This is a genomic window from Terrisporobacter othiniensis, from assembly GCF_000808015.1.
Taxonomy (GTDB): Bacteria; Bacillota; Clostridia; order Peptostreptococcales; family Peptostreptococcaceae; genus Terrisporobacter; species Terrisporobacter muris.
In genome coordinates this window covers 1-23,757 of the sequence record NZ_JWHR01000076.1, presented here as the reverse complement: position 1 = coordinate 23,757, position 23,757 = coordinate 1, and the positions used below count along the sequence as shown (strand labels likewise).

At 28.3% G+C, this 23,757-nt stretch carries 23 protein-coding genes; 19 read left to right on the top strand and 4 right to left on the bottom strand.

Annotation, left to right across the window (positions count from 1 at the left end):
• Nucleotides 1-189: 189 nt before the first annotated feature.
• A complete protein-coding gene (locus QX51_RS08535) occupies nucleotides 190-1,110 on the bottom strand; it encodes a DUF5692 family protein (protein ID WP_039679490.1) in 921 nt (306 codons plus the stop codon).
• A gap of 248 nt (nucleotides 1,111-1,358) precedes the next feature.
• On the bottom strand, nucleotides 1,359-1,961 hold the full coding sequence (locus QX51_RS08530; protein ID WP_039679489.1) for a TetR/AcrR family transcriptional regulator: 603 nt from the start codon (nucleotides 1,959-1,961) through the stop codon (nucleotides 1,359-1,361).
• 243 nt (nucleotides 1,962-2,204) lie between these two features.
• Here QX51_RS08530 and hypB point away from each other — a divergent pair, with 243 nt between their 5' ends.
• The 12 genes from hypB (at nucleotide 2,205) to QX51_RS08475 (ending at nucleotide 16,485) form a co-directional block, all read left to right on the top strand.
• Nucleotides 2,205-2,873: a hydrogenase nickel incorporation protein HypB gene (gene hypB / locus QX51_RS08525; RefSeq protein ID WP_039679488.1), complete on the top strand. Its 669-nt coding sequence runs from the start codon at nucleotides 2,205-2,207 to the stop codon at nucleotides 2,871-2,873.
• Between the two features lie 26 nt (nucleotides 2,874-2,899).
• Nucleotides 2,900-5,584 (top strand): FAD-dependent oxidoreductase, encoded by a 2,685-nt coding sequence (locus tag QX51_RS08520; RefSeq protein WP_039679487.1) that lies wholly within the window; start codon nucleotides 2,900-2,902, stop codon nucleotides 5,582-5,584.
• A gap of 27 nt (nucleotides 5,585-5,611) precedes the next feature.
• The gene (locus QX51_RS08515; protein WP_330376055.1) at nucleotides 5,612-5,962 is read left to right on the top strand and encodes a hydrogenase maturation nickel metallochaperone HypA; all 351 of its coding nucleotides are present in this window, start codon (nucleotides 5,612-5,614) and stop codon (nucleotides 5,960-5,962) included.
• Nucleotides 5,963-6,245: 283 nt separating this feature from the next.
• The gene (locus QX51_RS20645) at nucleotides 6,246-7,754 is read left to right on the top strand and encodes a hypothetical protein (RefSeq protein WP_039679485.1); all 1,509 of its coding nucleotides are present in this window, start codon (nucleotides 6,246-6,248) and stop codon (nucleotides 7,752-7,754) included.
• 157 nt (nucleotides 7,755-7,911) lie between these two features.
• The gene (locus QX51_RS08505; protein ID WP_039679484.1) at nucleotides 7,912-9,540 is read left to right on the top strand and encodes an amidohydrolase; all 1,629 of its coding nucleotides are present in this window, start codon (nucleotides 7,912-7,914) and stop codon (nucleotides 9,538-9,540) included.
• Between the two features lie 173 nt (nucleotides 9,541-9,713).
• Nucleotides 9,714-10,418, top strand: coding sequence for a LytR/AlgR family response regulator transcription factor (locus tag QX51_RS08500; RefSeq protein WP_039679483.1), 705 nt, complete (start codon nucleotides 9,714-9,716; stop codon nucleotides 10,416-10,418).
• Nucleotides 10,412-11,137 carry a hypothetical protein gene (locus tag QX51_RS21185; protein WP_242842712.1) on the top strand — a complete coding sequence of 242 codons (726 nt, stop codon included), beginning with the start codon at nucleotides 10,412-10,414 and terminating at the stop codon, nucleotides 11,135-11,137. Before QX51_RS08500 ends, QX51_RS21185 begins: the two co-directional genes overlap by 7 nt.
• On the top strand, nucleotides 11,109-11,738 hold the full coding sequence (locus QX51_RS21180) for an ATP-binding protein (RefSeq protein ID WP_242842711.1): 630 nt from the start codon (nucleotides 11,109-11,111) through the stop codon (nucleotides 11,736-11,738). The genes QX51_RS21185 and QX51_RS21180 overlap by 29 nt, the downstream gene beginning before the upstream one ends.
• A gap of 306 nt (nucleotides 11,739-12,044) precedes the next feature.
• On the top strand, nucleotides 12,045-12,629 hold the full coding sequence (locus tag QX51_RS08490) for a hypothetical protein (protein ID WP_039679482.1): 585 nt from the start codon (nucleotides 12,045-12,047) through the stop codon (nucleotides 12,627-12,629).
• Nucleotides 12,630-12,640: 11 nt separating this feature from the next.
• Nucleotides 12,641-13,036 carry a DUF3139 domain-containing protein gene (locus QX51_RS08485; protein ID WP_039679481.1) on the top strand — a complete coding sequence of 132 codons (396 nt, stop codon included), beginning with the start codon at nucleotides 12,641-12,643 and terminating at the stop codon, nucleotides 13,034-13,036.
• A gap of 111 nt (nucleotides 13,037-13,147) precedes the next feature.
• Nucleotides 13,148-15,712, top strand: a complete 2,565-nt coding sequence (locus tag QX51_RS08480; RefSeq protein WP_039679480.1) for an ABC transporter permease — start codon at nucleotides 13,148-13,150, stop codon at nucleotides 15,710-15,712.
• 104 nt (nucleotides 15,713-15,816) lie between these two features.
• Complete coding sequence (locus QX51_RS08475) at nucleotides 15,817-16,485, top strand: ABC transporter ATP-binding protein (RefSeq protein WP_039679479.1); 669 nt, start codon at nucleotides 15,817-15,819, stop codon at nucleotides 16,483-16,485.
• A 169-nt stretch (nucleotides 16,486-16,654) separates the two neighbouring features.
• Here QX51_RS08475 and QX51_RS08470 read toward each other — a convergent pair whose 3' ends face one another.
• Both QX51_RS08470 and QX51_RS20910 read right to left on the bottom strand, forming a co-directional pair.
• The gene (locus QX51_RS08470; protein ID WP_039679492.1) at nucleotides 16,655-17,275 is read right to left on the bottom strand and encodes a response regulator transcription factor; all 621 of its coding nucleotides are present in this window, start codon (nucleotides 17,273-17,275) and stop codon (nucleotides 16,655-16,657) included.
• 4 nt (nucleotides 17,276-17,279) lie between these two features.
• Nucleotides 17,280-18,353, bottom strand: coding sequence for a sensor histidine kinase (locus QX51_RS20910; RefSeq protein ID WP_039679478.1), 1,074 nt, complete (start codon nucleotides 18,351-18,353; stop codon nucleotides 17,280-17,282).
• 190 nt (nucleotides 18,354-18,543) lie between these two features.
• Between QX51_RS20910 and QX51_RS08460 the strand changes: the two genes are divergently transcribed.
• The 7 genes from QX51_RS08460 to QX51_RS08430 all read left to right on the top strand — a co-directional run bounded on the left by QX51_RS08460 (nucleotide 18,544) and on the right by QX51_RS08430 (nucleotide 23,721).
• Nucleotides 18,544-19,476, top strand: a complete 933-nt coding sequence (locus QX51_RS08460; RefSeq protein WP_039679477.1) for an ABC transporter ATP-binding protein — start codon at nucleotides 18,544-18,546, stop codon at nucleotides 19,474-19,476.
• A 12-nt stretch (nucleotides 19,477-19,488) separates the two neighbouring features.
• Nucleotides 19,489-20,634 (top strand): ABC transporter permease, encoded by a 1,146-nt coding sequence (locus tag QX51_RS08455; RefSeq protein ID WP_039679476.1) that lies wholly within the window; start codon nucleotides 19,489-19,491, stop codon nucleotides 20,632-20,634.
• Entirely contained in the window at nucleotides 20,621-21,793 is a 1,173-nt protein-coding gene (locus QX51_RS08450; protein ID WP_039679475.1) for an ABC transporter permease, read from the top strand. Before QX51_RS08455 ends, QX51_RS08450 begins: the two co-directional genes overlap by 14 nt.
• A 25-nt stretch (nucleotides 21,794-21,818) precedes the next feature.
• Nucleotides 21,819-22,145 (top strand): hypothetical protein, encoded by a 327-nt coding sequence (locus tag QX51_RS08445; protein WP_039679474.1) that lies wholly within the window; start codon nucleotides 21,819-21,821, stop codon nucleotides 22,143-22,145.
• A 26-nt stretch (nucleotides 22,146-22,171) separates the two neighbouring features.
• Complete coding sequence (locus QX51_RS08440) at nucleotides 22,172-22,360, top strand: helix-turn-helix transcriptional regulator (RefSeq protein WP_039679473.1); 189 nt, start codon at nucleotides 22,172-22,174, stop codon at nucleotides 22,358-22,360.
• 213 nt (nucleotides 22,361-22,573) lie between these two features.
• Entirely contained in the window at nucleotides 22,574-23,026 is a 453-nt protein-coding gene (locus QX51_RS08435) for a hypothetical protein (protein WP_242842710.1), read from the top strand.
• A gap of 143 nt (nucleotides 23,027-23,169) precedes the next feature.
• Complete coding sequence (locus QX51_RS08430) at nucleotides 23,170-23,721, top strand: hypothetical protein (RefSeq protein WP_039679491.1); 552 nt, start codon at nucleotides 23,170-23,172, stop codon at nucleotides 23,719-23,721.
• Nucleotides 23,722-23,757 lie beyond the last annotated feature (36 nt).

The following is a 23,757-nucleotide window of genomic DNA, read 5'->3' as shown; positions in this document are numbered from 1 at the left end:
TAATTTGAGTTGCAAAAAGCCACTTATTGTTTATTAAAATAATGTAAAAGCTTTTACGAAACAAGATATTACAAAATCATTTAAAACAATAAGTGGCTTAAATTTTTAATTTCCAACTTTGTTAACGGGCTAAGCCGTTGGAGATATGAAGTTGAGCGCCCACGCGGTGGCTTAAGCGAAGCGAATTTTTTATGATAAGGCTTTTACTTCTTTATAACAATCTAAATCAGAATAAAGCTCATCTTTATATGGATTTTTATTAGTTTTTCTAGCTTTATAAATCATATAAACAAATACTGCTATGTTAGCAAGTAAAGAAATTAAACTTACTATGAATAGAGCAGTTGTATTTTGTGATGCTTTAACTGCAAATTGTGATTGATCAATAAATGATGGTACAGTCATGGCAAACATTACCCAAAATGCAAGAGTATGAGCACGATGTTGCAACCAAGCACCTTTTCCAAATAAGAAAGCACATACAGTTGGAGCAAATAATAAAGCTATACCACAGTACCAAGCATGATCACCTAAACAGTTGTAAGTATATGCAAAGTTCCAAAGATCATAAGCTATTATCCAAAACCAACACATATCTGGCCATAACATATCCTTGCTTTTCTTCTTGCTAATACAAATTCCAAGCCAACCAGTGATTGTGATAATATTTAAAATTCCAGCAATACCATTCATATAATTCCAAGAACCACTAGTTACCATCATTTCTTCAAAAATTTGTGCAGTGTAACCCAAGTTTCCGATTTGGAAATCACGCATTACAGCTTCCATAATGTTAATTGCAAGGATTAAAGGTGGAAAACATAAAACCCACTTGTGATTAGTAGCACCCTTTACATAGCGCATTAGCCAAAATCCCATACATCCAGCTAAAGCTGAGTAAACCTTTGCATAGTGAAACCAAGTTCCAACGCTTGTTCCTTTTGCAGTTTTAGGCCATACGAAAAAAGTTAAAAATAAAGGTAAAACCAAAAAACATAGAAATCCTGCCCATTTCCAGCGACGACTGAATTCATTAAGTAACATAAGTGCTGTAAATACTAATAATAACATTAGCCAGTTGATTATTGGCTGTGCTTCAAATAAAAACATATTCCTATTCCCCCAGTGATTAAGATGATTAAATTTTATAAGTTATAAAATCACTTTAATATTAGCACCACCAAATTATAAAAAACAAGAAAAATATTTGAGTTTAAATATTCTGATAATATTTTAGGTATTGTAAAAATAATGTCAATATATTGAAATATCAACACAAATACCGTTAAAAAATTATCGGAAAAAAATTAGAAAATTTTGTGAAATAAATAAAAAAAGCCGCTTTATTAGCGACTTTATTAATCTGAATTTTTAGATTTGAAATTTGAAAGTATTAAGTTTAAATCAAAAGTAATTCTAGATTTTAGATTATAGCTACCTTGGAAAAGACACCAGTCAAATATAGCCCCCCTAGAAATTCTCATGATTATCAGAGTTAAATCTGCTGAAGATATGGAATTGTCTAATTCTCCAGCATTCAATGCATCTTCAACTATGTCCTTAACCAATAGTGTAATATGACGATCGGGATTAGTAGAGTATTTTCCTTCTAGGGAAATTAAGTGTTTATAAATTTCTCCTACAAATACCCATCCAAGTTCCTCCATCATATCAGCACCTTCACCCATTAAAAATAACAATTTATCAAGATTTGAAGGGAATTCCCTTACTTCAAATCTATCCATCAAAAGAATATCAACTTGTTCATAAGCTATATTAATTATTTCCATTTTTGATTTGAAATGATGATAAAAAGCACCAACTGAAATACCGGCAGCTTCACAAATATCTTGAATTTTAACACTATCAAATCCATTTAATTTAAAAAGTTCAGATGCTATTTTTGTTATCCTAAGTTTAGTAGCAATGGCTTGTTTTTGTCTATCTGTTAGTTTATTCATATGTAATACCTCTTTGTAGTACTGTAAAATTAATAGAATAATTCTATGATTATCTAGTATAGCACAAAATAATCGAGATATATGCCAGTAGAATAATAAAACATAAAAAATAATAAATCTATTAAGTGTTTGTTTACAAAATATGTAAGCCTATGATATATTCTAATTACAGAATTAGATTCGGTGAATTTGATTCTGCATATAAAAACGTTAAAAATATAACGAACGTAATGGGGTGGACTTATGAAAAAATATAAAGTTGTTGAGATAAAAGAAAGCGTTTTCAAAAGTAACGACAAACAAGCAGATTTGCTTAGAGAAGATTTAAAAAAAGAAAAAACTTTTTTATTAAATTTAATGTCTTCTCCAGGTTCAGGCAAAACTACAACTGTTTTAAGAACAATTGAAGCTTTGAAAGATGAAATGAGAATAGGGGTAATGGAAGCAGACATAGATTCAGATGTTGATGCTACAACTGTTTCAAAAACAGGAGCAAAGGTTATACAACTTCATACTGGTGGCATGTGTCATTTAGATGCAGATATGACAAAACAAGGTTTAGTTGAACTTGGAACAGAAGATGTGGATTTTGTTATTTTAGAAAATGTGGGTAATTTAGTATGTCCAGCAGAATTTGATACAGGTTCTACTAAAAATGCAATGATTTTGAGCGTGCCAGAAGGACATGATAAACCATTAAAATACCCATTAATGTTTTCAATAGTTGATGTAGTATTAATCAACAAAATAGATGCAATTGATTATTTTGATTTTGATTTAGATTTGGTAAAAGAATATATTAAAAAATTAAATCCAAACATTAAAGTTATACCGTACTCTGCTAAAACAGGTGAGGGAGTAGAGGAGTGGATTAGTTGGATAAGAGGAGAAATAGCAAACTTTAATAAATAAAATAATTAATCGGGGGGAAGTAAAATATGGCAGTTAAAGAAAAAGTGCTACAATTTGCAAATCAAGTAAGTAGAAATAAGCCAGGATCTAGAGGGTGGTTTGGAGAAAATGATGCAAGATATAGAATATTAGAGCCAGTGGTTACAGATGAAATGGCAGAAGTTTTACTATGTATGAAAATTAGAACAAAGACAACGGCTAAGGAAGTAGCACCTTTGTGTAATAAAAGTGTGGAAAGATGCAGCGAATTACTATTAGAGCTAGCTGATATAGGGGTAGTTTTTGTTAATGAAATAGATGGAGTGGATACTTTCTGGTATGAAACTTGGGTGCCAGGGATTATGGAAATGATGGTAAACCACAAAGAAAACGTGAAAAAATATCCTCAAATAGCAAAAGCTTTCAATGATTATGGTTTAGAAAATGGACCTAACTCTATAGGCGGATTCCCAACAGGTGTGGGACTTATGAGAGTTATACCAATAGAAACTGCCATAGATGGAGAAACAAGAAGAGCATCATATGAAGAAGTATCAAAATACTTAAATGACAATGATATATTTTCAGTATCTAATTGTTCTTGTCGTACTTCTAGAGAAATTATGGGAGAAGGATGCGGCCACTTAAAAGAAGATATGTGTATCCAACTTGGTCACGCAGCTGAGTATTATATAAGGACTGGAAGAGGTCGTGAAATAACTAGAGAAGAAGCTTTTGATATAATAAAAAGAGCTGAAGAAAATGGTTTAATGCATCAAATACCTAATTTAGATGGTTCGGGAAAAACTCATGCAATTTGTAACTGCTGTGGATGTTCATGTTTTGCACTTAGAACAACAACAATGTTTAATAATGCAGATATGAGTCGTTCAAACTATGTATCAAAAGTTGATAAAGATAAATGTGTTGCTTGTGGTGAATGTGTAGTAAACTGCCCAACTAATGCTTTAAAATTGGGACAAAAACTATGTTCTAGTAAGCCAGTAGTTGAAAAAATAGAAATGAAGTCTAATCCTCGAAATACTGAGTGGGGGCCAGAGAAATGGAACCCTGAATATAGAACTAATAGAGAAGATGTTGTAGAAAGTGGAACGAGTCCTTGTAAGACAGCATGTCCAGCTCATATAGCTGTTCAAGGATATATCAAACTTGCTTCACAAGGAAGATACAAAGAAGCTTTAGAGTTAATTAAAAAGGAAAATCCATTCCCAGCAATATGTGGACGTATTTGTCCTAGAAAATGTGAATCTGCTTGTACTAGAGGAGATATAGATTCACCAATAGCAATAGATGAAATAAAGAAATTTATAGCAGAGCAAGATTTAAATGCAGATAATAGGTTTGTACCTAAGAAAAGACATGAATATGGTAAAAAAATTGCCATAGTTGGTGGGGGACCAGCAGGACTTTCTTGTGCATATTACTTAAGCATAGATGGTTACAAAGTAACTGTATTTGAAAAACAAGAAGCACTTGGTGGAATGTTAACACTAGGTATTCCTTCTTTCAGATTGGAAAAAGAGGTAGTTAATGCTGAAATAGAAATACTTAGAGAAATGGGTGTTGAATTCAAAACTGGTGTGGAAGTTGGTAAAGATATAACGCTAGATCAACTAAGAAGTGAAGGATATGAGGCATTTTATATAGCAATAGGTGCTCAAGCAGGTAGAAAATTAGGCATCGAAGGGGAATATGCTAAAGGTGTTATTCCTGGCGTAGAATTTGTTCGTGATGTTAATCTAGGTGAAGATGTTAAATTAAATGGAAATGTTGTAGTAATAGGTGGAGGAAACGTTGCAATAGATGTTGCCAGAAATGCTACAAGAGTAGGCGCAAATACTGTTAATATGTTCTGTTTAGAAAATAGAGAACAAATGCCAGCATTAGAAGAAGAAATAGAAGAAGCATTAGAAGAAAATATAGTAATAAATAACTCTTGGGGTCCAACACGTATATTAAGTTCAAATGGAAGAGTAACAGGAGTAGAATTTAGAAAATGTTTATCTGTATTTGATGAGAGTGGAAAATTCTCACCCAAATTTGATGATAATGATGTAAAAGTTGTAGATGCAGACTATGTTTTAATATCAGTTGGTCAAAGTATAGACTGGGGAACAATATTAGAAGGAAGCAAAGTTGAATTAAATCCTAATAATACAGTTAAAGCTGATGGATTTACTTATCAAACTGATGAGCCAGATATATTTGTTGGAGGAGATTCTTACACTGGGCCAAGATTTGCCATAGATGCCATAGCAGCAGGTAAAGAAGGTGCCATATCTATTCATAGATTTGTTCAACCAGGACAAAGTTTAGTAAATGGCCGTGATAGAAAAGACTATCATGAATTTGATAAAAATGCTTTACAAATAGAAGGATATGACAATACACCAAGACAAAGTGTTAAGCATGATCATGAAAATAAAGATGCTTTTAAAGATGTTCGTCTTACATTTACAGAAGAACAAATGAAAAAAGAAACTGAAAGATGTTTAGGATGTGGAGCTACAGTTGTAAATGAATTTATGTGTGTTGGTTGTGGTCAATGTACTACTAAGTGTAAATTTGACGCCATATCATTAGTTAGAGCTTATGACTGTGAAGGTGTAGAATATGAAAAAGTAAAACCAGTTGTAGTAAAAACTACTATTAAGCGTAAGGGTAGAATAATAGCTAAAAAAGTTAAAGATGTATTTGTAAAAGAAGATTAATTAAGAAAATACATGCAATGAGAGTAGGTGAAGAAATTGCATGAACTAGGAGTAGTAATAGAAGTTGTAAAAACTGTAGAAAATGTTGCAGTGGAAAATAACTTAACTAAGATAGAGAAATTAGTATTGCAAATTGGAGAATTATCTTCCATGATTCCTAAATATATAGAAAGCTGTTATCCAGTAGCAGTAGATAATACCATACTACAAGATACGAAGCTGGAAATAGAAGTTATGCCAGGCAACGGTATGTGTAAAAGTTGCAATAAAGTTTTTAACATAAAAGAATACAATGGAGTATGTCCTTATTGTGATAGCAAAGTTTGGGAATTGTTAAGTGGAAAAGAATTTATAATTAAAGAGATAGTGGCATATTAAAGGAAAAGTAGTTACTAAGTATAAAAAACTTAGTGACTATTTTTTTTACTGAATATGAAAATCGATTCACATTAAAGTGATATATTAGTGTAAAATAGATTTATTGAATGAAAATTCAATAAATCAATGAATTGAACAAAAAGATTCAAAGAATTCAATGTTCATTCAAAGGGTATAATTTATACTTGAAAAATATAAATATATTTAATTACTACGATTGTGATTAAAAGCATAGTTAATAAGATCATTAATTTATGAAGACATATAATGGAGGTGCAACTAATTGAAGAATATAACATTTGGGTATTTATTAGAGAAATTATTATACTTTTCAAAACAAAAAAAGACAGCATTGGCAAGAGAATTGGGATATGATGTTTCCTATATAAGTAAATGGACCAGTGGAAAAAACTTACCTATTCCTAAAAATATAAATGAGATTTGTGAAATTACATCTACGTTTATAACTAATTCACTTACGGAAGAAACTACTAATGATTTGAAAGAGTATTTTGAAATAGAGAAAAATATAGACATAAGAAAAGATTTAGAGGATTGTTTAGGTGAGCTTTTAAAAGAAGCTTATATTTACACATCACAAAAGAGTATACCTATTCAAAGTAAAGAGGTTTATAGAGAAGAAGATTGTAATGGTATAATTCATGTTAATCCTAAGCTGAGGAAACAGTATTTAGATAGGGACATAGAGAAGTACATAAGCAAGTCAAATACATTAAATTTAATAGTATCTATTAATTTAAACAAAATAGGTCAAAGTGATAAAATAAGTATAGCTGATATTAAGGAATATTTATACAATAAGAGAGAGGATATTGATGCAAAAGCTAAGATTTTAATTGGATTTGATGGAGATAATGAAGACATAGTTTTTAATACTATTATGCTTATTAATATGATATCCATGTATCCAAGTATGAATTTTGAGGTTTACAATTGTGAAGTAGGCTATGGAACTATTATTTCTGTAGTAAAAGATTATGTATTATTTGCTACTAATTTTACAAAAGATAAGTCTTGTTTACTTTCAACTATGTCAAGAGACAAGAGTATTATTGAAGATATGTATTATAGTTTAGAAAGTATATTGAAAAAGCAAGGAAGTCTAATATTTGAGAAAAAGCTATTAATAGATATAATAAAAGAAAAAACTTATACGCAATACTTTATGACTCAAGATTTAAGATGGCTTATTGGTTCCATGAGTGAGATATTTATGCCGCCTGATTTATATATAGAAGTTGCTGAATCTATATTTAAGGATAAAGAAGTTTTAGAAGAATTGAGCAAAATAAATATAGTTTTACAAAATATAACTTATAAGTCTAAAGTCAAAGTCTTAATATATGCATCAGAACTTAAAAGATATATGTCATCAGGTAAAATTAGCTTTTTTAATACTCCTATAGAATTAACTTTTGAGCAAAGGAAACGACATATAAATTATCTTAAGAATATAATAATTAACTCAGAGAACATTGAAGTAAAGTTAGTTGATGGAGATTTTATAGAATATTTTAAAGACTATAAAAATCCATCCTTGTATTTATCTAAAAATATAAAATTAATACAAACTGATCATGAAGATAATATTAGTGATTATGCCATAATTAAAGATAAAGAATTTAAAGCTATGTGTGATGAGTTCTATAAAACTATATGGGAAGACGATAGAGATATTATAGTAAGTGATAAAGAAGAAATACTAGAAATCTTAAATAAGGAACTAACTTATGCTTCTATTATAAATGAAGAGTTTTCTAATAAAATATAAGTTATGTTATTAAGTGAACAAGCATTGAATAATAATGTTGAATTTGTTGAATGAAGTATCAGAATTAGAAAATATCATATTGACGATAAATTTTAGGTGCATTAATCTCTTAGTTGAGCAATATAAAATTTTCAGAGAAGACAATAGGAGAATTAAGATGACTAAAAAAATTTATTTTAATGGGAACATAATAACTGTAGATAAGAAAGAATCTGTAGTTGAAGCTATGTTAGTAGAAAATGGTCAAATAAAAGCTGTAGGAACTAAAGAAGAAGTTCTTGGTTTAGCAGATGATAAGACAACAAATGTTGATTTAGAAGGAAAAACAATACTTCCAGGATTTATTGATCCTCATGGTCATATAGTTGCAATGTCTCAAGTTTTATTAATAGCTTCTTTAGGACAAGTTTCATCTAAGGAAGAATTATTAGCATCATTAAAACATTATAAAGAAACTACAGATATACCAGAAGGACAATGGATAATAGGATTTGGGTATGATAACTCTAAATTCCCTGATAAAGAACATCCAACTAAATTTGATTTAGACGAAGTATCAACTGATATTCCAGTTATGATATCTCATGCATCAGGACATATAGCTGTAATGAATTCATTAGCTTTAGATATGTATGGATATGGTGGAACTGATTATGAAGTACCAGAAGGTGGAGTGGTAAGAACTGTAGAAGGTTCTAGAGAAGCAAATGGTATTTTAGAAGAAAACGCTATAATGGATCCTGAGAAAAAGAAAATTTGTCCAGCTCCAACATTCCAACAAGTTTTAGATGCTATAGTTAAAGCACAAAATTTATATGCATCATTAGGTGTAACTACGACTCAAGATGCATCTGTTGATGAAGGTAATCATTACAATGAAATGTTAATGGCTTGTGTTCAAGGTGGAAAAAATATAATAGATATAGTAGGTCTTGCTACTCAATTCTCAACATTTAACATGATGAAAAATGAAGGAACACCTAAAAGAGAATACGTAGGTCACTACAAATTAGCTGGAGCTAAGACATGGTTAGATGGTTCGCCACAAGGAAAGACTGCTTGGTTAAGTCAGCCTTATCATGTGGTTCCAGAAGGTGAAGCAGCTGATTATAGTGGATATGGAACACAAACTGACGAAGTAGTAAGAGAATACTTTGTTAAATGCATAAATAATAATTTACAAGTTCACGTTCATACAAATGGAGACTTAGCTTGTGAACAATTCTTAAGATGTTACAAAGAAGCAATGGATATAACAGGTCATGGAGCTGAGTTAAGACCAGTTATGGTTCACTGTCAAGCTTTAAGAATAGATCAATTAGACAGAGTTAAAGAGGTTGGAGCTATACCAACATTCTTTAATGATCATGTAAGATTCTGGGGAGATTATCACTATGAATCAGTATTTGGTCCTGAAAGAGCTCAAAATATATCTCCTATAGGATCAGCTTTAGAAAAAGGTATATTATTTACTCTACATCAAGATCCACCAGTAAAAATTCCAAATCAAATATTAGGAATACACAATGCGGTTAATAGAAAAACTGAGTCAGGAAGAGTACTGGGAGAACACCAAAGAATATCAGTTATGGAAGCTATAAAAGCTGTAACTATAAATGGTGCTTATCAATATTTTGAAGAAGATACAAAAGGTTCTATAGAAGTAGGCAAATTAGCTGACTTCGTTATAGTTGATAAAAATCCATTGGCTATACCATCAGAAGAACTAGAGACTATAAAAGTATTAGAAACTGTAAAAGAAGGTAATACAATATTTAAAGCTTAGTAAATTATATATTCGATAATAAAAAACCTCATCAATTTTTGATGAGGTTTTTTTACATACTTAAATTGAGTATTGATAAAAATAAATTAAAAGTGTTATCCTAAGGTATCGGATATATATAATTAAAGATCTTAAAAAGTGTAAAACATGAAATATAACATAAGGAGGAGTTTATGATTAGGATAGCAATTTGTGATGATGAAAAAGAGATACAGCTACTAATAGAAGAGTATCTTCATAATATATTAAAAATAGAATATGAAATAGAAAAATATAGCTCAGGAGAAGAATTGCTGCAAGCTAATTTTAAAGATATAGATATATTACTTCTTGATATACAAATGGGTAAATTAAATGGAATGGATACAGCGAGAAAAATAAGAGAAGTAGATAATAAAATGGAAATAATCTTTCTAACATCTCTAATAGATTATGTACAAGAGGGGTATGAGGTAAGGGCTTATAGATATTTGTTGAAACCTATAGAATTAGAAGAATTAAACAAACATTTATCAGCTTGCATTAATGAAATTGAAAAAAATAAAAATCACTATATTTTAATAAAGAATAAGTCTAATACTTATAAGATTTACTCAAATGAAATAACATATATAGAAGTTCAAAAAAAGGAAATGATAATACATACAATAAATAAGGATTTTGATGTAAGGTATAGTCTAGAAAAAATTGAAAAGGATTTAAATTTAGACAAGTTTGTAAGGTGTCATAAAAGCTTTTTAGTTAATTTAACTTATGTGGAAAATATAAAATCAAACACAGCCATATTAGATAGTGGAGAAGAGATACCTGTTAGCAGATATAGATATAAAGAAGTTAAAGAGAAGTTTTTAAGATTTATTGGTGATGAGATATGTTAAATATTATGTCTGAGTTATTATTAATTTTATCTATATTTACGCCTTTTATCATATTGAATGGTATATTAACTTATAGAAAAGAAAATAGTCATAAGAGTAAAATGGTATTTTATATTTTTTTGTTATTAATTTATATTATAGCAAAACTAACTAGGTTATTTCATATGGAAGAAGTCTATGCTTACAATATGATTACTGTTTTAGTGATTGTTTTGTGGGCAATTTACTATAATTATTTTTATAAGATTGGATACGCTAAATATGGAATTTTATTTTATTTATTTAATGTATATTACGATTTACTTGTAACTATTGTATCTAGAAATATGTTTTTTATAATTACAGGAATCAATGTATCATCTGAAGAATCACTTTTAGTACCTTACCTCGAGAATATAAAAGTTGATATCTATAGCAATCTTTTTATCATATTTATTTATATATTTGTCTATTTTATAATTAAGCATATTGATACATATTTGCAATCACTTGATAGTGATAAAAGAAATTATATTTATCTATCTTTAGCGTTAATGGTTAATTTAATAAATATAATAGTAAGTTATATATCAAAAAAACTTGAGAGATATGGCTTGAGCTCAGATAAGTATATACTTGATCATATAGTAACTCCAAAATTAATATTAGCCAGTACCATAGTTATTATATTATTGTTTGTAAAAGTAATAAATGACAATAAAATTGGATATGCAATATGAACATTACTTAAGTGTTCAAGAATCACATATGAAAGTTAGAAAGCTTTATCATGATCTAAATAATCATATTAGTACCATAGATAATCTGAAAAATAATAGTAAAGAAGTTAATGAGTATGTAAATAATTTAAAAGGTGAAATTAAAGAATTTAAATCTATTTATAATACAGGAAACATGATATTAGACATTATAATAACTGAAAAAAGTGAAATATGTAGCAAAAAAGGCATTAAGTTTATTTGTGATATAAACTTTTCAAAAGTTGATTTTATAAAGCCTATAGATGTGTCCAGCATATTTGCTAATATTTTGGACAATGCTATAGAAGCATGTGACAAAATTCAGGATGAAAATATTAATAAATATATTAGAATAAAAGGAACCATATCCAAATCATACTTTGTACTTAAATGTGAAAATAGTAAAGTTAATATGATTAAACTTAATGAAAATAAGTTACTATCTGACAAAATGGACAAATTTAAACATGGAATAGGAATTCAAAGTATTAAATCCTCCTTAGAAAAATATGAAGGAGAAATATTATTTGAAGACGAAAAAAACAAATTCACACTAAATATATACATACCACTTAAATAAAATTTATCACATTTATATGAGAAACAATATACCATTATTACTGATAAGGATATATTTGTTACTTAAATACTGACAGTTGGGTCCATTAACCTACCAGTTGGGGCATATATATTGATACTAAATAACAGGGATGTTATCTTTTAATAGCAAAAGATAACATCCCTTTTTAAGTAACGGATTTGTTTGAAGTGGTAACGAGTATATATCATTGACGACATGAAGTATTTCGCCGACACGTCGCTCAGGCGAATGGAATTTTGAGCAATGGATTACAAATTTAAGAGGATATAAAACAAGGAGGATTATATGAAAGTGAAAATATTTATGCTAGCTGCGTTAATAGCTATAAGTGTAACTTCTAGTTTAATGGTAGGATGCACACCTTCTTTACCTAATATAGATAAAGAAACATATACAGTAGAAGAAATATCTGACCTAAAAAAAGATTTATCAAAGAGAATTTCAAAAGCAATATCAAAAAGTGGACTTAGAGTAGTTGAAGCTTATTCAGATGGTAGCTTTATTTTATCTTTGGGAAATTTAGAACTAACTAAAAATCAACCTAAACAAGTTTTAAATTATTCTATGACAAAAGATGAGAAAGAAAATAAGGAAATTCTATCTATTCACTGTGTTAAGGACTTTTTAACTGATGAAAAATTATCAGAAAATGATAAATTTGTAAGAGCTATCTATAACATATATGAGTCATTAACAGAAATCAAATTAACTGAGAAAGAGTTTTTTGATGAAATTGAAAAAGTATTTAATGAAGGTGATGGTAATGTGGAAATAGCTAATATGGGTGACATGATTATTAGGATAAATAAAATTGATAAATCAACTAAAACTTTAGAGTTAAAAGTTCAGAAGGAATTTGTCATAAAATAAGGAGGATTATAATGAAAAAATATAAAGCTATTTTAGTTATGTTAATTGTAGTAATTACAGGGCTTCTTGTATATGATAATTACTTCAAGCCTTGGAATGATGCTAACGAGCGTATTAGTAGATATATGGTAGAACAAAAAATATCGCAAGATAATATAAAAGAGGTTACAAAAGAAAAAGCTAAAAAAGCAACTTATTATGGGATTCTTTATAAAGTACATTATAAAGACGATCCAAATCATGAATATCACTATTTTTATAGCGATAATTATCATGCTTTGCCTATAAATAAAGTTTTGTTACAAATTTATGATTTAAGTGATAATAATAGACTTTTGAAAAGTTATGATGAACTAAGTAGTGTAAAGCATCCGCCAATAAGATTAAATAAACCAGATAACAAATAATAATATTGAATAAAAAAGTAAATTGAATAAGTAAAGAAAATAAATTTTAAGTTAGAAAATTAATAGATATATTGGTATTTATAATAATTCATAACAAAAGAGGAGGATTTTATGGGAATATATTTGAAAATGTCGCTGGCATATTTAAAGAAAAATAAACTTAGAACATCTTTATTAACATTAGGTGTTGCCCTAGGTGTGGCTTTAATATTTGGAACCAGTGTTATAAAAGATTCGCAACACAATAATGATGTTGCGGCAATATACAAACTTTATGGAGGATATCATTTAGAATTTAATAATTTAAAGGATTCTGACACTAAAAAAATAAGCAAAGATGAAGGTGTATCAAAAATTACTATAGTTGAAAATCTAGGTAATATAGTAGATAAAAAAGGAAATTCATTTCCTCTAAAATCAGCAGATGAACATTATGTAAAAAGTAAGTCTGGAAAACTTTCAAAAGGTAGATTTCCAAAGAACAATAATGAAATAGTAATGGAAAAAGATGCCTTAGAAGCAATGAATATACCATACAAATTAAATTCCACTTTGAATTTCAAAATAAAGAAAAAATATAAAGATTCACAAGGAAACAATAAAATTTATACTGAAGATAGAAAATTTAAACTTGTGGGAATTATAGAAAAGCCTGAAGGGTTTTATGATTTTTATGATATCAATATTCCTTTTGAAGCTTTTACTTATGGAAATAATGAAAAAGATAATATAATTCCACAAAATACAATGACTTACAATAGTGTTTTAACTCTAAATAGTGGATGGCAGGGTATCGATGGACAAGCTAATAGAATTATGAGAGAAAATAATTTAAAAGAAGCTACTTATACACCAAACATGCCTCTTGTACGTCAATTAATGAACAAAAAAATAGAAAAAGAAGATCCAGGAGCTTTTAAAAGAGAAATACTAATTATAATTACAGCAGCTATTTTTGTATTTAATCTTTTTAACATAACACTAAATGAAACAATGGAAGAAATGGGAATGCTTAGATTAATAGGCGCAAACAAAAGAAATGTAAGAAGAATGATAATGTATCAAGGATTAATCATAATGGTTGCAGGAATAATACTTGGACTTATATTTGGTGTGGCATTTTCATATGTGGGAATTAACAATTTCAATCCTTCGCTATATGAAGAAGCGCTAATGAAGCCAAAGTTATATGTAAGTTCCCAAAATGTTATAAAAGCCATAATCACAGGTGCATTTTCTGTATTTGCTTCTTGTATTATACCTATATATAAAGTAGGTAAAATATCATCTATTGAAGCAACAAAGCAAAGTGATAGATTTAAAAGTGGAGGTAGAAGTTTTGGACTTGGTAGACTTTTCAATAAAATATTTGGATTTTACGGATTCATGGGACTTAAAAATATTGGAAGAAATAAAAGTAGAGCTTTTATATCAATCATATCAATTGCACTGGGAGGATATGTATTTTTAACAACATTCTCAAGCATGCAAAATGAGGTTGATAATAAAATTGCTGATATGCAAAAAAGATATGATATTACCATAGGGTTTGGGCCAAATTCAGATTTAGATGTGGTGAAGTATAGTGATAATGATGTAAACAAATTAAAAAATATAGATGGTGTAAAAGATATAAATCCTGTACAAATAGCAAATGGATTCTTTGACTATAAGAATTATAAAGTAAATAAAGATTTTACAAATTTAAGCCAAGTTAAAGAAAAAGATAAAATGGAATATGAAATGGATTTGAAATTATATGGAAATGACTATATAAAAAATACACTGAAAAACTTTGTTCAAGAAGGAAATTCAGATAATTTAGGCAAAGTAACAAATCATTATCCAAATGTAGCAGTATATAATTATTTTTATGATGAAAATGATCCAGACACTAATAAAAATGTTTTTACAAACATAAAAATAGGAGATATTTTAACTATAAAAGTTCCAACTATAAAAAATAATGAAACAGTATATAAGGAAAGTAAAGTAAGAGTATGTGCAATTTTAACATCAGACTGGATGTCTAAGGGAGATGGAAGTTTAGGACGAAATTTTGAAATAGTAAGTTCTAATAATCATGCTAAATACCTTACTAATGAGAAAAAATACACTAAATTAGGTATAAATTTAGAAGATCCTAATGATAAAGTTGTAAATAAAAAAGTAGAAGAAGTTTCTAATAGCATTCAATTATCTCAGTTTGAAAGCAAACTAAGTTTCAATGAGATGCAAGAAAGCTCTAGAAAAGATTATATGAAGACACAAATATCAACAATAACACTTGTTTTAATAATAGCAGGAATTAATATTTTCTGTACAATAAAAACTAATTTGTTAATAAGAAAAAAGGAAATAGCAACGCTTAGAGCTTTAGGAATGAGTGTAAAAGATATGAAGAAGATGATTACTTTTGAAGCCTTATCATATGCCATGTTAAGTTTTATAATTGCCTTAATTCCATCCATAACAAACTTAATTAAATTTGTAAATTGGAATAATAATGCTTATAAAAACTATGGAATAGAAAGCTTTATGAATTTCACATTCCCAGTTAAGGAATCAATAGCATTTTTCATAATAACTGTAGGAGTATGCTTGATTGCAGTAATGACAAGTAGTAGAGATTTAAAAAATATGAATATTATTGATGGAATAAAAGACAACGATTAAGTGTTTTGATATAAAAAATACTTGAGAGTGAAGGATTAAGAAATCAGATATTGAGCAGGAAATAAGAAACAATATGAAGGATTAAGAGATTGGGAGGATAATATATGAAAACTTTAAAAGCTATAGATTTAAGAAAAATATACGGAAAAAATGATAGTGAAGTTAGAGCTATTGATGGAATTAGCTTGGAAATAGAACCACATAAATTTACAGCTATAATAGGACAAAGTGGTTCTGGAAAAAGTAGTTTGCTACATTGTATGGCAGGACTTGATAAACCAACTGAAGGAAAAGTATTTATGGATGATTTAGATTTATATACTTTAAATGATGACAAACTATCTAAAATAAGAAGAGAAGAGTTTGGATTTATATTTCAAAGTTTTAATCTAATACCTGTTATAAATGTTTATGAAAATATAATACTTCCTGTTTCAATGAATGGAGGAAAGATAGATAAAGATTATATAGATGATTTAATAAATAAACTAAGACTAGAATCTCAAGTTAAGAAATTCCCTAATGAACTATCAGGTGGACAGCAGCAAAGGGTTGCTATTGCTAGAGCTCTTGCTAATAAGCCTTCAGTTATATTTGCAGATGAGCCTACGGGAAGTTTGGATAGTAAAACGACTAAAGAAGTAATTGATGTGTTGAAGTTTTGTGTTGAGGAGTACAAGCAGACGCTTGTTATGATAACTCATAATGATGAGATTGCTAAAAGTGCTGATAGGATTGTAAGCATTAGTGATGGGAAGGTTGTATGTAGTTAGTTATACAAAATTATAAAAAATAATTACAGAGAGATTGCCTGTGAACAGTATTTAACATATAAATACTAAAAAAGAGAGCTGTTGCCATATTTTATTGCAACAGCTTTTTATTTATATAGCAAAGATTTGTAGTAAAAAGTTTCTTATAGGTTTAAATTAATAATTAAGACTACTTATTTTTATAATAAAAGATAGCCAGTTGAGTTCTATCTCTAAGATTTAATTTCTGCAAAATAGTAGTAATAGCATTCCTCACAGTACCCTCGCTCAAAAACAAACTAGTAGCAATCTCTTTATTACTAAGGCCTTCTGCTACGAGAGTAATAATATCCAGCTTTTTTTGTGTAATACCAAAAGAATAAAAATCCGCATCATTAGAGTTATTAAGAAGGAATGGTATCTTAGAAATAATATCATCACCAAATACGTTTTGACCAGTATGTACAGCTCTTAAAGAAGGAACAATACATTCGAAATTTTGTTTTATAATATAACCTTTAGCGCCTATTTTCAAAGCCTTTACTATATACTCATCATCAGAGAAAGTAGTTAAAAATAGAATCTTTGCATTAGAATCTTTTTTCAAAATAGCTTCTCCAGCATCAAGCCCTGTCATATTTTTCATCCTAATATCCATAAGCAAAATATCAGGTTTTAAATCTTCATAAAGGTCAATAGCATCAGAACCATCATAACTAGTTCCAACAACTTCTATATCTTCTTCAACTTCAAGTATTGTTTTTAGAGAAACACATACTAATTTATCATCATCTACAACTAATACACGCATATTTTTAAACATTCCTTTCTATATTCTTTGGAATAGAAATAAATATTCTAAATCCATTATTAGTACTAATATTCAAACTTCCTCCCATGGAGGATACTCTATCACTTATGTTTTTCATACCTATACCATTTTCCGTATTGTATTTAATATTACTTCCATTATCTTTGATAATTAGTTGATATAAGGCAGGATGTTCACGGAGTAACACTGAAACTTCAGTAGCATTAGAATGCTTTATAATATTTGAAAAAGCTTCTTTAGTTATGGTAATAAAGGAATATTTGATTTTTTTGTCAGGAGGTAGGTCCATATCATAGTCAAATTGCACATGGCAAAATTTAAAATTATCAATTAGTTGTTGTATTTCAATTTGAAGGTCAACAGCATCCTCGTGCAAGTTATGGACACTATTTCTAATACTATCCATTGCTTCTGAAAGAGTATCCTTTATAAGAGAAAGATTTTCACCAACATTCTCATCTTTATTAATAGCAAGAAGTGCACCTGTTTGTAACAGACACCTAGACAAAAGATGCCCAACATTATCATGAATATCCCTTGCAATTCTATTACGCTCAGTCAAGGTAGCTAAATTAATTTCATAGTCTTGTTTTTCTAAAAGCTCTCTATTTTTCCTTTCAAATTTTATGGACAATTCCTTAGCAGTATCACTTACAGTATAATAATTTTTCTTAATATTCTCAAAAGACTTAGTACGATACTTTAATATATAACCTGTAAAAATATAAGCAATAATCAAAACTTTAGATAAACTAGTTATATGGTAACTTATAAAAATAGGTAAAAGTAAAAGTGCCCATAGATATTTTATTTTATAGAAAAACAAGTCATAACAGATAAGGGGAATAAAAAATATAAAGGGTGGTTCAATAAAGCAAAGTAATAAAAAAACAATAAAAACTGAAATTAAAACTTTACTATTATCCTTATAGCTAATCATTGCACTTAAAAAAATAGTTATGATTACGGGGACAACCATATATACATCATCAATATTATGTATGTATATCGATAAACAAATAAAGAAAATAATGATCTTATCAATTAAATTATTCATATTAATATCACCTCAATTCACAAAAGTATGATTATATATAGATTTTAACATTATATTCATACTTAAGCACTAGGTTGTTACAATTGTCATATTTGTTTTGGAGCCTAGTCACTTAATAAGTATAACTAAATTTAATATAATAAAAGTATAAAAATGGAAAAGTAAAAAATAAACTTATGGAGGAGTAAGTATGGTTATAAATGTTAAAAATCTAGTAAAAAGATATGATGATTTACTAGCTTTAAATCACTTAAATCTAGAAGTTAATGAAGGGGAAGTATTTGGACTTTTAGGACCTAATGGATCAGGGAAAAGTACCGCAATTAATTGCATTTTATCTTTGTTAGAGTATGATAAGGGCAGTATTGAGGTTTATGGAAAAACAATGAAACCTGAGGCTTATGATATAAAACGAAATATAGGAGTAATAATGCAAAATGTAGCTGTATTTGATGAGCTAACAGTATATGAAAATATTGATTACTTTTGTGGACTTTATATTTTAGATAAGAATAAGCGTAAAAAACTTGTAGAAGAAGCTATTGATTTTGTTGGACTTAATGATTATAAAAAGTTTTATCCTAAAAAACTAAGTGGAGGATTACTTAGACGATTAAATATAGCCTGTGGAATTGCTCATAAGCCAAAATTAATAATATTGGATGAACCCACAGTGGCGGTGGACCCTCAAAGTAGAAATAATATTTTAGAAGGAATACAAAAGTTAAATAAAAAAGGAGCTACCATAGTATACACATCTCACTACATGGAAGAAGTAGAGCAAATCTGTACAAGAATTTCCATCATGGATAAAGGAAAAGTAATAGCAACAGGAAGTAGTGAAGAGCTAAAGGCAATGATAGACTGTGGTGAAAAAATCACTGTAGAAATATTTAAACTAGATGATAAAATTCTGTCAGGTGTGAAAAATCTTCCTAATATAACTTATGCAGAATATGAAGATAATTATTTAGTTGTAAAATCAAGTAGGGGGAAAAATAACTTAGTTGTTTTAATAGATTATTTAAAAAATAATAATATTAATGTAGGAAAAATTTACTCAGAACCGCCAACGTTAAATGATGTTTTCTTAGAAATAACGGGTAAAGAGCTTAGAGATTAAGGGGGGAATAAAGTGTTTTATCATAATTATAAATATAGAATTAAATGTATAGTAAGAGATAGACAGATGATGTTTTGGACACTTCTGTTTCCCATAGTTCTAGCTACATTGTTTAACCTAGCTTTGAGGAATTTATCAAGTGCAGAGGATTTTTCAATTATAAATATAGCCATAGTAAAAGATGAGAAGTATAAGGAAAATAAAGAATTTTTAGAGGTAATAAAATCAGTTTCTGATAATAAAAGTGATGATGATTTATTTCATATAGAATATACCTCAAAGGATAAAGCCAAAGAACGTTTGGATGATAATGCTATTGAAGGATATATATTCTTTGATAAAGATATAAATGTTGTAGTAAAAAAATCAGGAATTAATCAAACCATAATAAAAAGCTTTGTAGATGAATATAAACAAACTTCTTCCACAATTAAAACAATATTACAAAAAAATCCCCAAGCTATTTCAAGTAAAGATTTCAGCAATATATTTGAAAGAACAAACTATATTAAAGAAGTGGCCATAGGTAGAGATTCACCTGATATAAGTGTAAATTATTTTTATACTCTTATTGCCATGGCATGTTTATACGGAGGTTTCTTTGGCCTAAAGGAAATAGCATCCATACAAGCAAATCAATCTTTCCAAGGAGCAAGAACTAGTGTAGCACCAGCTCACAAACTAAAAATAGCCACATCATCTATAGCAGCAGCTACCACAGTACAACTTTTTAATATAGGTGCATTAATAGCATATATAAGCTTAGCATTAAATGTGAGTTTTTCAAATCAATTAGGTTATATCATCCTGATCTGCATAGTGGGTACTATTACAGGAGTAACTTTTGGTACCTGTATAGGAGCTATATTAAAGAAGAAAGAAGGAATTAAGATAGGTGTAGCAGTAGGAAGTACAATGATGATGTCATATTTAGCAGGTATGATGAATGATAAAATAAAATATATTGTAAGTTCAAAGATGCCAATTTTAAGTTATATTAATCCTGTAAATTTAATTGCAGATTCATTTTATTCTATGTATTATTATGACACTACAACTAAACTGTTTATAAATCTTTCTATACTTTGTCTTTTATCTATTATATTCAGTGTCATAACTTATTTAGTTTTAAGGAGGCAAAAATATGCAAGTTTATAAAGCTTTTTTTAAAGTTATTAGTAAAAACTTAACTGAAATAATCATATATGTGGCAGTGTTTTTATTTTTTGCTATAGCCCTAGGAAATACGGCAGATAATCCTGAAGATATGGACTTTAAAGAAACTAAAATTAATGTTGCATTTATAAATAATGATGAAGATTCAAAAATTGTTGATGGATTAAGAAGTTATATAGGAGAAAATTCAAATATAGTAGATCTTAAGAATAATAAAACAGATTTACAAGATGCATTATTTTTTAGAGAAGTAGAGTATATAATAAATATTCCTAAAGGATTTACGGAGAAAGTACTAAGTGGAAATAAAAATGTTAATATAGAAAAAAACACAATACCTAACTCAGGAAGCGAAGTTTATATGGATAATTTAATTAATAGATATTTAAATACAGCAAAAATGTATACTTCTGCAATAAACAACATATCTCAAGAAGAGCTTATAAAGTTTGTAAATAAGGACTTATCATATGATACAAAAGTAGAAATAAGTAGTAATGCCAACGGATCTGTAGTTAATAGTAATTGCAGAAACTATTATAATTTTTTATCATACTCATTGTTTGCCATATTAATCTTAGGAGTATCAGCAGTTATGACAACATTTAACAATAAGGATTTGAAGATGAGAAATTTATCTTCTGCATTAACTCTAAGAAGTATGAACTATCAAATGATACTAGGAAACATTACTTTTACAGTTCTCCTTTGGATGATTATGATAGTTGCCAGTTTTGTAATGTATGGAAGTTATATGTTTACTATAAATGGATTGCTCTTCCTTTTAAATTCATTTGTATTTTCAATAGCAGTATTAAGTATAAGTCTTTTGATTGGAAATCTTATTAATAGTAAAAATGCAATGTCGGCGGCTGCAAATGTGGTATCACTTGGGTCTTGTTTTATAAGTGGAGTCTTTGTGCCTCAGGCATATTTAGGAGAAAGTGTTATTAATATAGCGCGATTTAATCCTACTTATTGGTATGTAAAGGCCAATAATGAAATATCTCTTTTAGTTAATTATAGTAATGAAAATCTCACACCAATATTTATGAGTATGCTTGTGGTGTGTGGATTTGCATTGGCAATACTTGCAGTAACTTTGGTAGTTATAAAGCAGAGAAGACTTAGTAATTATTAGGATATAAAAAGGGGATGGGGTTCATATGAGTGAGTTAAACAAAAAATTATTTTCAAACTTAATATGTTTAGGATTATGTTTGATTACCTTATACTTGGGAAGAGTTATTTTTAGAGATACAGTTTCAACAGGATTATTTGGAATGATAATTTGTATAGTATCAATAGTAACAATATTTTTCGTATATAGGGTATCAAAATATACCACATTATTGATGGAAGAAAATAAAAAAGAAAAAAATAAATTATATAAAATGGAGGATGTAGATAAATTTGTTTTACACAAACATAGCTACATCCTTATTATTTTTATATGCTTAAAAATAGGCTATAATAAAGTTTATGAAAGATAAAATAGGCAGAAAAGAGGTAAAAACATATGGCGAAAATTGATAATATGATGTCAATTCTATGGATGTTAAGTTCAGATAAAAAAGTTACAGCAAAGCAAATATCTGAAAAATTAGAAATAAATATAAGAACGGTGTATCGTTATATTGATGCACTTTCTAGCGGTGGTGTACCTATCATATCAGATGCAGGTCATAATGGTGGGTATACCTTATAAGGAAAAAACATATTAGTAAGATATGTAGGAGAAGAATACGAAAATCTTGCAAATAAATCATTAGAACCTACATTAGAAGATTATTACGTAGCTAATTGTCTTTAAATAAGTACAAAAAAATTATAAAACTTAAGAAGATAAAATATTAAAGAGTAAATATAAATAGATTTGTTAAAAAAATAACAAGGAGATTAGAAATAAAGGGGATTTAAAATGAAAATAAGAAAAAGTTTAGTGATAATGAGTTTAGTAGTTATGAGTGCAACTTTTAGAATGGGATGTAGTTCAAGAAATGATAATGCAAACAACGTAGGTGGAGAAGTAATAGATAGACTTCCAGAAGATCAAAAAGATATGGAGATAGATAAGGCTCTTGCAAAAATAAGGAAAGTTAGAAAAGAAAGTGTAACTGCTAAAAATGGAGTTACTAGTAGCGTGTCAAGCAATGGGATGGATTTACCATGTCAAAGTAAGAATATGCCTTATTTAGGTGATGAAAGTATGGATGAGATAAAAGCACGTGTAAATATAGTACTTAATTATCTTGAAAATGAACTGAAATTACCTAAAAGAGGAGAGGGAGGATACGATACAAGTAGATGTATAGATCCAAGAATGAATGTAATATATGATGATGAAGATAAGAGAGTAGCAAGTGGATACTAAAATTAAAACATATATATAGAAGAATATGAAACTGCTAAGGAAGACGTTTACAGCTATTTAATAATGCTAAGAGATTCAAAGGATAGTGAGTGGAAGATAATATATGACGGAAACAGCTATAAAAAATAGTGGGAGAGATAGCTATGAAAAATTTAGTGAAATTTGAGTTTAGAAAGATATGGACAAAATTTACTTTAACATCTGTTATATATTTAGTTGTAGTTAGTACAATGTTAACTGCCATTGGATATTATTCAAATGATGGTGCTATTAATAGTGAAGGCCAAGAAGTAAAAGGAACTAAAGCGTTTAGAGTAATAAAAAATGAAAGTAAAGGCACTTCAGGTGTAATGGATGAAGAGTATATTCATAATTTAGTACAAGATTTTAATTCTAGTAAAGAAAAAGCAAATTTTGAAGATAGGCTAGGACTTTGGCTTACAAGATTTGATGTATCAAATCACCTTATAAATTATGCTAATTACGGAAAAGAAAAATTCAATATTTATATGGGGTTAGATTTTGATTTCTTAAAGTCAGAAAAAGACTTTTATAATCAATATAAAAAAACTGTAAAAGATCAGATATTATATGATAGTCAAAAGTTATGGTTTAAATATAGTGATAAAAATATAGAAAAAATTAATGAAAAAGTAGATAATATAAAAACTCCTTTTAAAATTTATTATTATTGATATATAAATTATTTATATATTAATAAACAATTATCA